This window comes from Pirellulales bacterium (genome assembly GCA_036267355.1).
Lineage (GTDB): Bacteria > Planctomycetota > Planctomycetia > Pirellulales > DATAWG01 > DATAWG01.
Genome location: DATAWG010000098.1, coordinates 88,646 through 103,662, shown reverse-complemented (window position 1 = coordinate 103,662; position 15,017 = coordinate 88,646). Strand labels below are relative to the sequence as shown.

The 15,017-nt window shown below is 62.1% G+C and carries 14 protein-coding genes; 12 read left to right on the top strand and 2 right to left on the bottom strand.

Going from position 1 to position 15,017, the window contains the following annotated elements:
• Positions 1–4: 4 nt before the first annotated feature.
• The 12 genes from rplO to fba all read left to right on the top strand — a co-directional run bounded on the left by rplO (position 5) and on the right by fba (position 10,158).
• Positions 5–502: a 50S ribosomal protein L15 gene (gene rplO, locus VHX65_15315; protein HEX3999919.1), complete on the top strand. Its 498-nt coding sequence runs from the start codon at positions 5–7 to the stop codon at positions 500–502.
• A gap of 78 nt (positions 503–580) precedes the next feature.
• Entirely contained in the window at positions 581–1,969 is a 1,389-nt protein-coding gene (gene secY / locus VHX65_15310; protein HEX3999918.1) for a preprotein translocase subunit SecY, read from the top strand.
• Between the two features lie 165 nt (positions 1,970–2,134).
• Positions 2,135–2,695: an adenylate kinase gene (locus VHX65_15305; protein HEX3999917.1), complete on the top strand. Its 561-nt coding sequence runs from the start codon at positions 2,135–2,137 to the stop codon at positions 2,693–2,695.
• Positions 2,696–2,706: 11 nt separating this feature from the next.
• Entirely contained in the window at positions 2,707–3,522 is an 816-nt protein-coding gene (gene map, locus VHX65_15300; protein ID HEX3999916.1) for a type I methionyl aminopeptidase, read from the top strand.
• Positions 3,523–3,697: 175 nt separating this feature from the next.
• Positions 3,698–3,814 (top strand): 50S ribosomal protein L36, encoded by a 117-nt coding sequence (gene rpmJ / locus VHX65_15295; protein ID HEX3999915.1) that lies wholly within the window; start codon positions 3,698–3,700, stop codon positions 3,812–3,814.
• 88 nt (positions 3,815–3,902) lie between these two features.
• Complete coding sequence (rpsM, locus tag VHX65_15290; GenBank protein ID HEX3999914.1) at positions 3,903–4,286, top strand: 30S ribosomal protein S13; 384 nt, start codon at positions 3,903–3,905, stop codon at positions 4,284–4,286.
• Positions 4,287–4,429: 143 nt separating this feature from the next.
• Complete coding sequence (gene rpsK, locus VHX65_15285) at positions 4,430–4,816, top strand: 30S ribosomal protein S11 (protein ID HEX3999913.1); 387 nt, start codon at positions 4,430–4,432, stop codon at positions 4,814–4,816.
• Positions 4,817–4,885: 69 nt separating this feature from the next.
• Positions 4,886–5,512: a 30S ribosomal protein S4 gene (gene rpsD / locus VHX65_15280; GenBank protein HEX3999912.1), complete on the top strand. Its 627-nt coding sequence runs from the start codon at positions 4,886–4,888 to the stop codon at positions 5,510–5,512.
• A gap of 130 nt (positions 5,513–5,642) precedes the next feature.
• Positions 5,643–6,632 (top strand): DNA-directed RNA polymerase subunit alpha, encoded by a 990-nt coding sequence (locus VHX65_15275; protein HEX3999911.1) that lies wholly within the window; start codon positions 5,643–5,645, stop codon positions 6,630–6,632.
• An 84-nt stretch (positions 6,633–6,716) separates the two neighbouring features.
• Positions 6,717–7,340: a L17 family ribosomal protein gene (locus tag VHX65_15270; protein ID HEX3999910.1), complete on the top strand. Its 624-nt coding sequence runs from the start codon at positions 6,717–6,719 to the stop codon at positions 7,338–7,340.
• A 463-nt stretch (positions 7,341–7,803) separates the two neighbouring features.
• Complete coding sequence (locus tag VHX65_15265; protein ID HEX3999909.1) at positions 7,804–8,727, top strand: hypothetical protein; 924 nt, start codon at positions 7,804–7,806, stop codon at positions 8,725–8,727.
• Between the two features lie 384 nt (positions 8,728–9,111).
• Positions 9,112–10,158, top strand: a complete 1,047-nt coding sequence (gene fba, locus VHX65_15260; GenBank protein HEX3999908.1) for a class II fructose-bisphosphate aldolase — start codon at positions 9,112–9,114, stop codon at positions 10,156–10,158.
• Between the two features lie 340 nt (positions 10,159–10,498).
• Here fba and VHX65_15255 read toward each other — a convergent pair whose 3' ends face one another.
• Positions 10,499–11,470 carry a hypothetical protein gene (locus VHX65_15255; protein ID HEX3999907.1) on the bottom strand — a complete coding sequence of 324 codons (972 nt, stop codon included), beginning with the start codon at positions 11,468–11,470 and terminating at the stop codon, positions 10,499–10,501.
• Between the two features lie 240 nt (positions 11,471–11,710).
• Complete coding sequence (locus VHX65_15250; protein ID HEX3999906.1) at positions 11,711–14,893, bottom strand: YCF48-related protein; 3,183 nt, start codon at positions 14,891–14,893, stop codon at positions 11,711–11,713.
• Positions 14,894–15,017: the final 124 nt, after the last annotated feature.

Below are 15,017 nucleotides of genomic sequence, written 5' to 3'. Positions count from 1 at the left end.
TGACATGAAATTGAACGACGTCAATCGCGGTATTCACAAGCACAAGAAGCGTCTGCGGATCGGCCGTGGGCCTGGTTCGGGGCGCGGCAAAACGTCGGGCCGCGGACACAAAGGCCAGGGCCAGTTGGCGGGCTGGTCGGCCAACCCGGTTTTCGAAGGCGCCCGCATGCCGCTGGTGCGGCGAGTGCCGAAGCGCGGGTTTCACAACCAATGGGGCCGCGACGTGGTGTCGGTCAATCTCGGCCGCATCGATGCCGTGTTTGCCGACGGCGAAGCGGTCACTCCCGAATCGCTCAAGGCCAAGGGCGTGCTTAAAGGCCGATTCGAGTTGCTGAAAGTGCTGGCGGATGGTCAACTAACCAAGCCGCTGAAGATCTCGGCACATCGATTTAGCGAAGCCGCGCTGGCGAAGATTCAGCAAGCCGGCGGCGAGGCGATCGTGTTGCCGGAACCGGCCCCGGTGCAAAAGAACAAGATGGCCGCGAAAAAGGACGCGCGGTAATCCGGAAGTGATCTTCCCGGCGAACGAATGCGTCGGGCGGTTTTTCGGTGACTTGGCAGCTAGGGATGGAGCGCAATCATGTTTGATAAAATCCGCTCGATTTTCACGATCCCCGAGCTGCGGAAGAAAATTCTGCTGACGCTCGCGCTATTGGCCATCTATCGGATCGGCTTCGCGGTGCCGCTGCCGATCGTCAATCAGGCCGAGATGCGGCGCGTCTCGGAGCAAGGCGCCGGCACCGGCGGCGTCACCGATTTATTCAACGCCGTGGCCATCTTCAGCGCCAGCCAGTTGAACGTGGTGACGATCTTCGGCCTCGGGATCATGCCGTATATCTCGGCATCGATTATCTTCCAGCTTTTGGGAAGCGTCTGGGAGCCGCTCGAGAAGCTCCGCAAGGAGGGCGAAAGCGGGCAAAAGAAAATCAACGAATACACGCGGTATCTCACCGTTTTCATCTGCCTGGTGCAAACCTGGGGCTACGTGAAGTTTTATCTCCTCGGCAACAACGGCCGATTGGTGAATCCCTATTTCTTCGACCAAGCGACGCAGTCGGTCCATTTCGGCTGGATCGTGGTGACGATTCTCACCATGACCGCCGGCACGATCTTCTTGATGTGGCTCGGCGAACAGATCGACGAATTCGGCATCGGCAACGGCATCAGCTTGTTGATCATGGCCGGCATCTTGGCCCGCATGCCGACCGCGGGCCTTGAAATGCTTAAGGTCACTCGCTTCGAGCTCGGCAGCAGCGGCGGCAAGAAAGGGATCGAGGTGCTGATCGGGCTGATACTGCTGTTTATCGGCGTCGTGGCGGGGGTGGTGTATATCGAGCGCGCGCAGCGGCGCATCCCCACGCAACATGCCAAGCACGTGCGCGGCCGGCGCGTGTTCGGCGGCACGCGCGAATATCTGCCGCTGCGAGTGAATCAATCGGGCGTCATGCCGATCATTTTTGCCAGCAGCTTGCTGTTGTTTCCGCAGATGATTTTCGGCTGGCTCGAAAATGTCAGCTCGGCGACCAAAGGAGAGCCGTCGATTTGGCACGGGATCTGGGAGGGCCTGCACGATTCGTTGCAGCGCGGCAGCTCGTTCTCCTACAACGTCCTTTACATCGTGTTGATTTATTTCTTCTGCTATTTCTGGACGGCGATCACCTTCAATCCGAAGGAGATGGCCGACAATATGAAAGACCACGGCACGTTTATCCCCGGCTATCGGCCCGGACGGCGCACGTCGGACCATTTGGAACGTGTCATGGTGCGGATTACGTATGTCGGGGCCGGCTTTTTGGCAGTCGTCGCTATCATCCCGACGATCGTTGGAAGCCTGATGGGCGTGCCGCCGAATGTGTCCAGCTTTTTCGGCGGAACGGGGCTGTTGATCATCGTCAGTGTTGCCTTCGACCTGGTGCAGCAAATCGACAGTCACCTCATCATGCGAAATTACAAGGGATTGCTGGAATAGAAGCGCGGCTGCGGAGAGTTTAGGCGGGAGCGATGCGCAAAACCGTAAGCGAGTTTCCCTACCGAGCGTGGTCGGAGGCTCGCTTGCGGCTTCGCGCGTGCGGTGCCGAACCGGTCATCGCCGTAAAATTAAACGTTACCCGTGCCGCCTAACCCCCACCCTCGCATGCGAATCATATTTATCGGTCCGCCGGGAGCGGGCAAGGGAACCCAGGCCGAGCGATTGCTGGCCTACCTGAAGATCCCGCACCTTTCGACGGGCGACATGCTGCGGGAAGCGGTTCGCAAACAAACGCCCGAGGGACTGTCGGCGCAGGAATACATGAGTCGCGGCGACTTGGTGCCCGATTCGCTGGTGGTGGCAATCGTCGCTCGGCGGCTGTCGGACGCCGATTGTGCGGCTGGATGTTTGTTGGACGGCTTTCCCCGCACGGTCGCTCAAGCGGAATCGCTCGACGAAATGCTGACGGTTAGGAAGCAGCCACTAGACGGCGTCATAGAATTGCGGGTAGACGAAGAGGCGCTTGTGAAGCGGCTGGCGGCCCGCGGCCGGGCCGACGATCAGCCCGAGGTGATTCGCCAGCGGCTCGTGGCTTATCGCAAGCAGACCGAGCCGCTGTTGGATTTTTATCGGAAACAAGGATTGCTGCACTCGGTCGACGGCCTAGGACAACCGGATGAGGTGTTCGCCCGCATCCAGGCCGTTTTGGACGAGTTGCGGCGGTAGTGAGGTTGGGCGTGGTTACGTTACGGTCGCATCGCGAACTTCTGCAAATGCGCCGCGCAGGCCTCGTGGTCTGGGAGGCGCTGCAATTGGCGGGCGAAGCCGTTCGGCCGGGCGCTACCACCGCCGCGATCGATGAAGTGGTCGATCGCTTCTTTGAATCGCGGCAGGCGACTCCGCTTTTCAAGGGCGTGCCAGGCCGGGTGCCGTTCCCGGCAAGCACCTGCATCTCGGTCAACGAAGAGGTGGTGCACGGGATTCCCGGCCGCCGGGCGCTGAAAGAGGGAGACGTGGTGAGCGTCGACACCGGCTGCCGGCTCAACGGCTGGTGCGGCGATTCGGCGATCACGTTTCCGGTCGGACGCGTGACGGCGGATGTGCAGAAGCTGCTCGACATCACCAGCGGCGTGTTGAATCTGGCGATTGAATTGATGGCCAGCAAGACGCGCTGGAGCGAAGTGGCCCGCGAAATGGCCAGCTACGTGCGCGACAACGGGTTTTCGGTCGTCGAGAATTTCGTAGGCCATGGCATCGGCCAGAAGATGCACGAAGAGCCGCAGGTGCCGAATTTCGTCAGCCCGCAATTGCGGCGAAACAACGATTTTCGCCTCGAATCGGGCTTGGTGATCGCGGTCGAGCCGATGGTGAACATGGGCACAAAGAAAACCAAGGAAATGCCCGACCATTGGACGCAATCGACGGCCGATGGCAAGCCGAGCGCCCATTTCGAGCACACGATCGCGATAACGGCCGATGGCCCGTGGGTGCTCACCGGCCCGCCGACCGCGGAAGAATTGCAGGAGCTGAAATCGGAATCGTCGCGGGCTTAGCGTCGCGAGGGTGCGGTTCGGCGTCGCCGGGGATGTGAAAACAATATCGATTTGGCACGCATTTTGTCGGCCGAAAGCGAAATTCAAAATAAAGGCCCTTGAAGGGTAGAGGGCCAGCGGCGTATATTGAGTCGCTTTGGACCATGACTCGGTTGCGAGGGGAAGGTGAGCGTTTATGAAGGTCCGCGCCAGCATTAAGCGAATTTGCGAGAAGTGCAAGATCGTGCGCCGCCGGGGCGTGGTGTTCGTTGTCTGCAAGAGCGACCCCCGCCACAAACAGCGCCAAGGATAAACCCAGGATAAATCGGGGGCCAACCGCGTTTACGCGTAGCCCCCCGCTTTCTAACCCCTCACCCTCACCCTCACCCCCCTCCGCCCCCATGCCACGTTTGTTGGGCGTCGACATTCCGAGCGACAAGAAGACGGTCTTCTCGCTGCAATATCTGTATGGCGTCGGCCCGCAGATTGCCCGCGAGTTGTGCCATAAGGCGGGCGTCGATCCGCTCGGCCAGGCTCGCGATCTGCACGAAGACGAATTGGCCCGCCTGGCGGCGCTGATGGATAAAGACTATGTCGTCGAAGGTCAGCTTCGCCGGCAATTGTCGCAAAATATTTCGCGGCTTCGCGACATCAATTGCTACCGGGGAATTCGCCATCGTCGCGGATTGCCGGTTCGCGGCCAGCGGACCCGCACCAACGCCCGCACCCGCAAGGGCCCGAAGAAAACCGTGGCCGGCAAGAAGGGCGTCAAGGACATGAAGTAGCAAGGGCAAATGCCGAAGGACGAATGTCGAACGGCAATGCGGAAAAGCGGGTTTAGGGCGACACAACGAACAGAGCTGCAAGACACGCTGAAAGAATATCGATAGCAGGCACGCGCGAGCGATTGCAAAGGTGAGGATCGAATATGGCAGTAGCAAAGAGTAAACGGCGCAAGGCGCGGCGCAATGTCACCGTCGGCATCGCCCATATCAAGGCGAGCTTCAACAACACGACCGTCACGATTACCGACACGAAGGGCGATGCCCTGTGTTGGGCCAGCGGTGGAACCTGTGGCTTCAAGGGAAGCCGTAAGAGCACTCCGTTCGCCGGCCAATGTGCCGCCCAGCAATGTGCCGAGAAGGCGGCGAAATTCGGCGTCAAGGAGTTGGAAGTGCGCGTGAAAGGGCCCGGCGGCGGACGCGAAAGCGCCATTACGGCCCTGCAATCCGCCGGCCTGACCATCAAATCGATCGAAGACGTGACCCCGCTGCCGCACAACGGTTGCCGCCCGCCGAAGAAACGCCGCGTATAGCAACGCAGCAAGCGCACCCTGTGTGCCTCGTCCTAACCCCTCACCCTAACCCCTGACCCTACTTCCCGCATGGCTCGGACTACTGGCCCCGTTTGCCGTTTGTGCCGTCGCGACGGCCTGAAATTGTTTTTGAAGGGATCGCGCTGCGATACGCCCAAATGCGCGATCGAGCGCCGCGATACGCCCCCGGGCATGAATCAGGCCCGCCGCGGCAAGCTCACCGACTACGGCGTGCATCTTCGCGAAAAGCAGAAGGTCAAGCATTACTACGGCGTTCTTGAACGGCAATTCCGGGGGTATTTTGCCCGGGCCGAAAAGGGAAAGGGCAACACCGGCGAAGCCCTGATGATGCTGCTCGAGCGGCGGCTGGATAATATCGTCCACCGGCTCGGCTTCGGCCAATCGCGGGCACAGGCCCGGCAGTTGATCGCTCATGGGCATATCACCGTCAATGGCCATCGTGTCGACATCCCCAGCTACCTGGTGAAGGCCAACGATTTGATCCGCGTCAAGAATCGGGCCAAGAGTCTGCAATCGGTGTTGGCTAACATGTCGGACTTTAATCGTGATGTGCCCGACTTCCTTTCGCGCACCGATGGCCCGGTGCCCGAGGGGCGCGTAAGCCGGTTGCCGACGGCCGAGGATGTTTCGATTCCGGTGCAGCCGAATTTGATCGTCGAATTGTGTTCGAAGTAGAGATTTTTTCGGCTCGGCAAGCGTCTCCGAGCCGCCGCAGCCGAATGCTGCCTGCCGCACCGCCCCGCGTGGGTCCGGTTCGGCGCTCATCGTGCGATTCTTTTACCATTGCCTTCTTGGGAGGCCCGAAATGCATATCCGCTGGCGAGGGCTGGAACTGCCCAGCACTGTCGATTGCGACACGAAAACTCTCTCGCCGACCTACGGCAAGTTCGTCGTCGAACCGTTCGAGCGCGGCTTCGGCGTGACGATCGGCAATAGCCTCCGACGCATCCTTCTCTCCAGCCTGGAAGGAAGCGCCGTCACGCAAATCAACATCCACAACGTCAAGCACGAATTCACCACGCTTCCCGGCATCGTCGAAGACATGACCGATGTCGTGCTGAACGTGAAGGCCCTCGTGGTCAAGAACTACAGCGAAACGACCAAAGTCATCCGCTTGGAGAAGAACAAGCGCGGCGTGATCACCGGGGCCGATATCCAAACCGACGACTCGGTCGAAGTGATCAACAAGCACCATATCATCGCCACGCTTACCGACGATGTGCCGTTCGTGATGGAAATGGTCGTGGAAAACGGCCGCGGCTACGTGGCCTCGACCGACCACAGCCCGAATGTCCAGGAAATCGGCATTATCCCCATCGATGCCTCGTTCAGCCCGGTGGTTCGCGTGCGTTATGAAATCGAGGAAACGCGCGTCGGCCAAAAGACCAACTACGACAAGCTGACGCTCGAAATCTGGACCAACGGATCGATCGGTCCCGAAATGGCGCTCGTGGAATCGGCCAAGATTCTCCGCAAGCATTTGAACCCGTTCGTGCAATACAACGAGCTCGGCTCGCGCGTCAGCGCGGTTGGCCGTGGGGCCGGCGTACTCGGCGAGCCCGCCAGCGAAGCGAAGCTGAACATGAGCCTTGCCGAGTTGAAGCTCTCCGTCCGGGCCACGAATTGCTTGGAAAACGAGAATATCCACACCGTCCGCGAGTTGGTCAGCCGCACGGAAGACCAACTGATGGACGTGCGCAATTTCGGCGATACGACGTTGCGCGAGGTTCGCGACAAGTTGACCGAAATGGGCCTGCGGCTCGGCATGCGCATGCCTGCCACCAGCGGCGCTTGATCCGCGTGTCTGGTCTGCTCGCTGCAAGTTGAAGCAAATTCGAACTGCCCCGATTTTTATCACCGCTTTCCCCCTGAAACTGCCATGCGACATCGCAAAAAAGGCCGCGTTCTAGGCCGTTCTCCGAGCCATCGTGTGGCGCTCTTGCGCAATCTGGCCTCCGCGCTGATCCTCACCGAGCGTGAAGTTCCGCTTGCCGTGTTGCGGTTATCGAACACGCGCAAGAAGGCGCGCGATTTCAGCCCGGACGATAACGAGCCAAAGGTCAAGGGGCGCATCATCACAACGCTCGAAAAGGCGAAGGAAGTTCGGCCCTTCGTCGAGCGCTGCATCACGATGGCCAAGCGCGGCTTGCTGGCCGCAGAGGAAGCACGCCCCTTCGCCACGACGGCCGCCCGCAACACGGACGCATGGCTGGCATGGCGCAAGGGGGAGGAATGGCAGAAGTGGAACCGGGCGATCGCCCCGCTGGTGAACGCTCGCCGCCGCGTGCTCGCGATCCTGCGCGACAAGCAAGCGGTTCGCGTGCTGTTCGAAACCGTGGCGCCGCGATTCACCGATCGTCCCGGCGGCTACACGCGGATCATGCGGCTGGCCAAGCCCCGCTTGGGCGACGCCGGCACCCGGGCGATTCTCGAATTCGTCGGCGTACGCGACCGCGAAACCCAGCGCTCGCAGGCCCCGAAAATCGAATCCGCCGCGACGTAAGTCCTCTCCATCGATCGTCTTTTCGCGATCTCGGGTTTCTTCCGCGTGCCCGGGGCCCCACCGTTGGTTCTAGCACGATCGCGCGATTTACATGTCCGGCCGCCCGCGATCCGTGGCGTCAACAACAAACCCGCAAAGCTGGCGTTGACGGCCATCTCGCTTGCCGATCGCCGCGTGCTTTGGCAAACCACGATCGATCGATCCGGCCTTGACCCGAATTCTTTTGCCGCCGTCACAAGGCTCGGAGGTTGCTCGTCAGAAGGATCTGGAGAACAGCCATGCGCGGCATCAGGCGATTGGGTCGTCAGCGTCGCCAAAATGATCGTGCTAGCTAGGCATCACACATCGATCCCGATCTGCCATTGACCGCTTTGGTCCTCGCATTTACTCTTTGCGACCTAATCCTTTCCGCGGATTTTCGCCCCGCGAGGCATTCGGTTCGACCAAACTCTTCTCGGGTTTCATGCGCAATCTGCTCCTCTGGCGGCTGCTGGCGGTCGTCTGGTCGTGCGCGCCGTTTTTGGCGGGCTGCCGGTGGATCACGCCTGCGCCGGCGGGAAAACCGCTGCTTACGCCCCTGACGCTCGCCACCGATGCCGCCGATCTGGAAGTCGTGCTGTTTCGCGTTCCTGCCGGCGATTCGGAATTGGGCGACACGCTTTGGAACCAGGTGGACGAGCAGGGCTTCTCCGCCGATTTGCGCCGCGAGTTGTCGGCCAACGGCTTGCGCGCCGGCTTGATCGGCGGGCAATTGCCCGAAGTGCTATCGCGCCGGCTCTCGGCCGGCGAGGATCCGACCTCCCCGGCCGCCACCGCCGCTAAAATGCAAGGCGAAGCGCCGGTGCGCCGCTCGCGCATGCAGCTCCACCGCGGCCGGCCGGGAAAAATCGTCACCTCCGGAATCTACGATCAAATCTCGCTGCTGACGCTCGACGACGGCCAACTGCATGGGAAAACCTATCCCAAGGCCCAGGGGCTATTGGTCGTGCAAGTCGATCCGCAGGCCGACGGACGCGTGCGCCTTTCGCTGACTCCGAATTTGGAATATGGCGAGCCTCGCCAGCAATGGGTCGGCGACGATGGCATGTTCCGCCTCGAATCCGGCAGGCCGAAACAAGTGTTCGAACGGCTCAAAACCGACATCGTACTGGCCCCGAACCAAACGCTCCTGCTCAGCAGCATTCCGCAGCGCTCGGGCAGCCTGGGGCATTATCTGTTCACCGAGCCGGGGTCCGGCCGCGTGGAGCAAAAACTGCTGATGATCCGCTTGGCGAAATCCAAATTCGACGATCTCTTCGCCCAAGCCGTCGCTCCGGCCGAACCCAAGCCCGGCAACCCGCCGGCCGATGGGCAAAAGCCGACCGCGATCCCTGTCTCGGTTAAGTAATACCACGAAGCATCTCACGCGGAGTCGCGGAGGACACGGAGAAATAAAGATAATCGGCTTGTCGCACCGTCAGATCGGAAGCGCCCGCTGCGCCACGTATGTCATCCGTCTGCGGAAATAACTTCCCTCCGTTCTTCCTTTCTCCGCGTCCCCCGCGTCTCCGCGTGAGCTGCCTTCGTCTGCCTTCACATGCCTTCGTCTGCCTACGCCTGCCTTCGTCTGCCTACGCCTGCCTTCGTTGCCTGCTCTTGCCGTCTCCCCGGTCCATTGTCGAAGCGGATGCCGGTTGCTTAAAATATGCCGCGGCGGCCCGTTGACGCCGAGCGCGGTGATGCGGAGTCGAGGTTTAGGCTCGGCGATTTTTTGCTTAAGGAGTGATCCGTTATGCCATTGGTTCCCATGCGGTTGCTTTTGGATCATGCGGCCGAGCACAACTACGGCCTGGCCGCCTTCAACGTGAACGACATGGAGCAGATCCAGGCCATCATGGAAGCCGCCGCCGAAACCGATTCGCCCGTGATCGTGCAGGCGTCGCGCGGGGCTCGCAAGTTTTCGCAAGACAATTATCTTCGCCACCTGATGCTCGCTGCCGCCGAGCTGTATCCGAAAATTCCGATTGCCATGCATCAGGACCACGGCAATAGCCCGGCCACCTGCCGCAGCGCCATCGAAAACGGCTTCACCAGCGTGATGATGGACGGCTCGCTGAAAGACGACGGCAAATCGCCCGCCGACTACGACTACAACGTTCGCGTCACGCGCGAAGTCGTCGAACTGGCGCATCGCGTGGGCGTGTCGGTGGAAGGCGAGCTCGGCTGTCTCGGTTCGCTCGAAAGCGGCAAGGGCGAAGCTGAAGATGGCCACGGAGCCGAGGGGACGCTGTCGCACGATCAATTGCTGACCGATCCGGATGAAGCCGAGCGGTTCGTCGCCGACACCGGAGTCGATGCCTTGGCCGTGGCGATCGGCACCAGCCATGGCGCCTATAAATTCACGCGCAAGCCCGACGGCGCCGTTCTGGCAATGGATCGCATCGAGGCCATTCATCGCCGGTTGCCGAATTGCCATCTGGTGATGCACGGCTCGTCGTCGGTACCGCAGGAATTGCAAGATGTGATCAATAAATACGGCGGCCGCATGCCGCAGACGTGGGGCGTCCCGGTCGAGGAGATTCAGCGCGGCATTGCCCACGGCGTGCGGAAAATCAATGTCGACACCGATAATCGCATGGCCATCACCGGCGCGATCCGCAAGGTGCTGGCCGAGCATCCGGAAGAGTTCGACCCCCGGGCGTATCTCAAGCCGGCTCGCGACGCGATGAAAAAAGTTTGTGCCGCTCGCATGATCGCATTCGGCCAGGCCGGCAACGGCGCCAAGATCCAACCGATTTCGTTGGAAGACATGGCCGATCGCTACGCGGTGTTGACCTGATCTCGAAAACACTAGCCCGAAGCGTCAGCGAGGGGCGCCGCTAACAGACGTTCCCTTTCTTCGGTGGTGTCGACTCGGTGTGCCACTGGCAAGCGAAGTCTGCCAGTGGAAGCGCCGCGGGTGGTTGACCTGCATGAGGATCGTCGCCGGCTGGGATCGCAACCGAGTTTGTGAGCAAGCGAATGCGAACTCGCGGCGCCGCACTGGCAGACTGCGCTTGCCAGTGGCACACGGTAGTCGCCAGTGGCACACGGTAGTCGCGAGTGGCACACGGTGCAAGAATACGTCCTGCGAAAGTTCTTCCTCGCTGACGCTTCGGGCTAGTATTCGGACGGCGTGGTTAGCAATTCCGCCAAAGCATGCGGTCGTGGAGGCCGAGAGCACGCTGGGCCGGTTCGATCTCGGTTTTGAAACGCCGAGCATCGAGCGGATAGCCTGCCGTCGGCCGGAGTTCGGGCACTTTTGCGCACCAGAAGCGGTTGAAGGCGAGCATCGCCGCTTCGCGCAGATATTTCGACGCCATCGATGCTACGGCCACCGGCAAATATGTTTCGCCTTGCACTTGGAAGCGAACGTCCACGCGGTTCTCGGCCGTGCCCCACGTGTAGGTGCTCTCGGTGGCGCTTTCCTGGCAAACCTGCACAAGATTGTCGGCAAACTGTTGCTGCAAGAGGGACCGATAGCGAGCCCGTCCGCCATGCCGATCGCAGATCACGCGCACCGGCCGACGCGGCTCGCTCGGCAATTGTGCCATCGCTGCCGCGATCAGTTCGAGGGTGGAGCGCGAAAGCAACTCGGCCTTGTTGCCATGCGACTCGGCCAGATGGTTGAACCGTTCGGGAAACACGGCCCGACTGTAAACTGCCAGCAGCCGCACGCCCGCCTTCGCCAACCCGGCATTCACGGCAGGAACAAGCGATTCCAAGTCCTCCAGCGCGGTGGCGAGCGGCAACGGCGAATTGAAACCGATGTGCCAAGGCAATGCATCCAATTCGCCGGCCAAATGCGGATCGAGCGCATGCCATAATTGCCGCCAATCGGCCGGCGTTCGGGCGCAAAGCGCAAGCGCCGCGAGCACGCCGCGCTCCAAAACGCTCAAGCCGATCGCCGGCGAATAGATCGCTTTGGAATCGGCCCAAGCCACGCGCTTCGCATTGGCCCGATCGGCGCAATTGCACACCACTTTTCGGAGCGGCTTGTACAGTCGATCGTCGGCACAATCGTCGGCCACTTCCCAAACCGTGGCCGATATCACGAGCGGCCCGAGATTCGGTGCGTAACCGGCTTCATCAGTGCCGATGAGAAAGGGCATGGGGAGGAAGGCTGCAGGCTACAGGCTTTGAGGACGGCACGGCAGACCGAGATCACAACGGCCGCATTATAGCCAGGGCCGATGAAACTTGGCGAGGCAATTTCGCCCTCGTGTGCCGTGGGCATGGCGCCCAGCGGTTGCGGCAGGAGCCCGCCGCGCTAGCAAGGGAATCGGACTCACGCTGCCTTGCTGGCGCTGCGGGCTCCTGTTTTTTCGCATGGTCGACTCGCAGTCTGAAAATTATCGCGCGGTGCTCGGGGCGCTTGGTTTCGCGGCGGCGCTGGGCTCAAAGGTCAGAATGCCCATGCCTTCCGGGCGAATCTGTACCGACGCCGGATTCGACCAACTTTGGAAGCCGACCGCGGGTATCGTGCGCTGAAGATTGACGGCCCACGGCTCGTAGCGCGCTCCGGCGCCGGCCGGCGGACGCGCGATCAATTGGTCCCAGGGAATCGCGGCTTCAATGGTCCAGCTTCGCTCGTCGGCAGCATTCGCGACATAACACGTCGGCTGCCACGGCGCGCCGTTCCAGCAACCGCTGCTCACCCAGCCGCGATGATCGATCGACAAGCGATAATAGCTCGTATAGTCGCGATCCGGCGAAAGCAGCAAATCGATTCGATCGTGCGCCGAGAGATCCGCTTGCCGCGGCCGCGGAGATTGGGGCGAATCGTAATGGACCGTCGCCGATTTCTGACACTTCACGGCCAAATAGAGAAATTGAGCGTCGCAAGCCAGCCGGGCCGTGGCATGCCAATCGGTGTCGTCGGCCAGCGGACTGTGCAGTTCGACCGGCTCGGTCCGCTGCCACATCGGGTCGTCGAGCGATCCGTCGAGCCGCGGCCGAGCGTCGACCCTCGCGCAATGCCACACGCGTTTGGGCGCCGGGCCGCGCGGCTCGGCGAGCCAATTTTCCGCCTCGGCACACGACCACCAGGCGTCGTGCGGCCCGGAGCGTATGCCGGCCAAGACGCGCTCCGCTTCGCGCGGCGCGCCGAGCCGACGAAACGCCGCAGCCAGCGGAAATCGCACCGTGGGCTCCGCATACAGCGCGGGGGAAAATCGCTCGATTTGCCGAGCGATTTCGAGCGCCTTCTGCGGTCGGCTTTTTGGCGGTGCACCCGGCTGGCCGCCGGCCGCAACGTCGACAGCATCGGCGTGCGGCGGCGATTGATGCTCGGCCACGCTCGAGGCATACGCCTGCAAAAGCCAGCGTTCGGCGGGGAGGGCGAGCGGATGGCGCGGGTATTGATTCACGAGCAGTTCAAACAATTGCGTGGCCGACTCCCATTGGCCGCCATTCGCATCGTGTTCGGCAAGTTGAAACAACGTTTCGCCGGCGCTCGTGGCATCCATTGCGGCGGTGAGGTCGCCGACTTGCGCGAGCCAGCCGGGGGGCGCGATCTCGGCGGTGCGTTTGAGAATTCCCTGTGCGTTGCGACGTTGCTGTGCGGACCGACGCAACGCGGCGACGACTTCGAGCGCCGGTTGTGGCAACTCGCGGCGAGCTTCGCTGCCCGGCCGCAAGCCCAGCCCGCCAAAGAAATCGCCGAGTCCGGTGCCGGGCCCGGCATCGATGCCCGCCATGTTTTCCAGCGATTGAAACGCCGTCGACGCCGGGGCAGCCGAATAACGCTCGAAGATCAATCCCCGCGGCTGCCAGGTCAATTCAGCCAGCGATTGTCCGAGCCGCGGCGACAGTTGCGAGCTGCCGATATTCACGGAACCAACCGCCCCGGGAGCCAAGGCCGCGAACATCCGTGCGACGGTCCAGGAGAGCGTGCGCTTGTCGAACGCCGGATCGGCGGCGTGTTGAACCGCCTGCACCACCGCGCGTTGCAAAAGCCATTCGCCGGTGCGCGACAGATCATTGTGATCCGATGTCACGACCACGCTCGGCCGCCACATGCGAATCTGCCGCACGAGATACGCGTCGAGCGCTGCCATTCCATCGGCGTCGACGGCCTGATCCCAAACCGCCGTCGTTGCGGGCCGCGGTAGATCGATGCCGGGCTGGCGGAGTGGAAACTGCCACGCGATTTTCGTCCGGGCAATGCCTAGCGACGCGAGCGCTTCTTGCATTCGATCTTGCTGCGAAGCTTCACTCGGCCCATGCGTTTCCACATCGCGGCGATTGATCACTTCGACCGCGCAGAGATAGCCGTCGGCGGCCGATTGGCGAGCGAAGAGCTCGAGCGGCACGTCGCTCGGTTCGCTGAAGATGCCCAAAAGCGCGACGCGCTCGCCCCCGGCTCGCTGCCGCCGCCATGTCCGGCCGCCGTCGTCGCTGGTTTCGATCGTGCCGAGCGCGCCCGCGCACCAGCCGTGAAGATCGTCGAGGAATGTAATCGCGCCGATCGGGACCGACTGTTGCGTGTCGGCCGCGAGCCACGTTCGGCCGCCGTCGGGCGAATGAAACACTCGGTCGCCCGGCGAGCCGGCAATCCAGACTTGCGAACCGCGGACGGCGACCGCGGCGAAATCGAACTGCTGCCGAATATCCCCTGCTGGTGTGCCACTGGCAAGCGCCGTCTGCCAGTGAGACGCTTGCCAAGTCTGTCCGCCATCGCTGGTTCTTTGCACGAGCCCACCATCGCCAACCAGCCAACCGACCATCGGCCCTGAGAATTGCATCTGCCGCACGGTGGTCAATCCGAGCGCCGGGCAATCGATCGCCCGGATCCGACCGTCTCGCACGACCGCCAGCCGGCCGTCGGCAAGTGCGACAGCCCCTTGGCCGACATTCGAAAAACTTCCGGCAACGCAATCGGCCGCATCAGCGGTCGGAAGCGGCGACCATTGCCGGCCGCCGTCGTCGGTAAAGAACAATCCGCAGGGATACAGGGCCGATGCCGGGCCGATCGCGCAGCCACGCGTCGCCGAAAAGAACTGGATGCGCCGCAAGGCCGGCAGCAGAAGCTTGTCGCCCGGCATCCAATGCTCGCCGCCGTCGCGAGTGCGGAGCAGAACACCGCTGGTGACATGGGTGTAGGGATCGGTTCGTCCGCCGGCAGCCCAGCCTGTCTTGGCGTCGGCGAACTCGACGGATTGAAGGCGACAGGCAACCCCCGAGGCTTGCTGCTGCCACAGTCGGCCGCCGTCGGTGGTGTGCCAAATGACGCCCGCATCGCCGACGGCCCAACCATTCTTCGCGTCGGCGAATTCAAGATCGTTGATCGTCGCGTCGTTGCGGTATGAGGCGGCCAGCAGTTCATGGCGCGCTCGATCGTCGTCGGGTGGCGTAGCGGCGGATTGAATGGTCCCCGGCGGAGAATCCGGCAGCGCGACGGGCGCGAGATCGCGCAGCGTGCCGAACGATTCGCCCCGCGGCGAATGGCGCACATCGATCTGGCCAAAGGCCACGCTTGCCAGGGCAGCCAGCAGGCACGCAGCCGCGATCGGCAGCCATCCGTGATGCCGCATAGCGAGTCGCCTTACACGAACCAATCGGGTTGGTTATAGTCGGAGCGCGCGAATTCTATCGGATCGCGGAGAATCGCCCTAGACGAAGTAGCGGGTATCTGCCCGGACGTGTGGCACTGGCAAG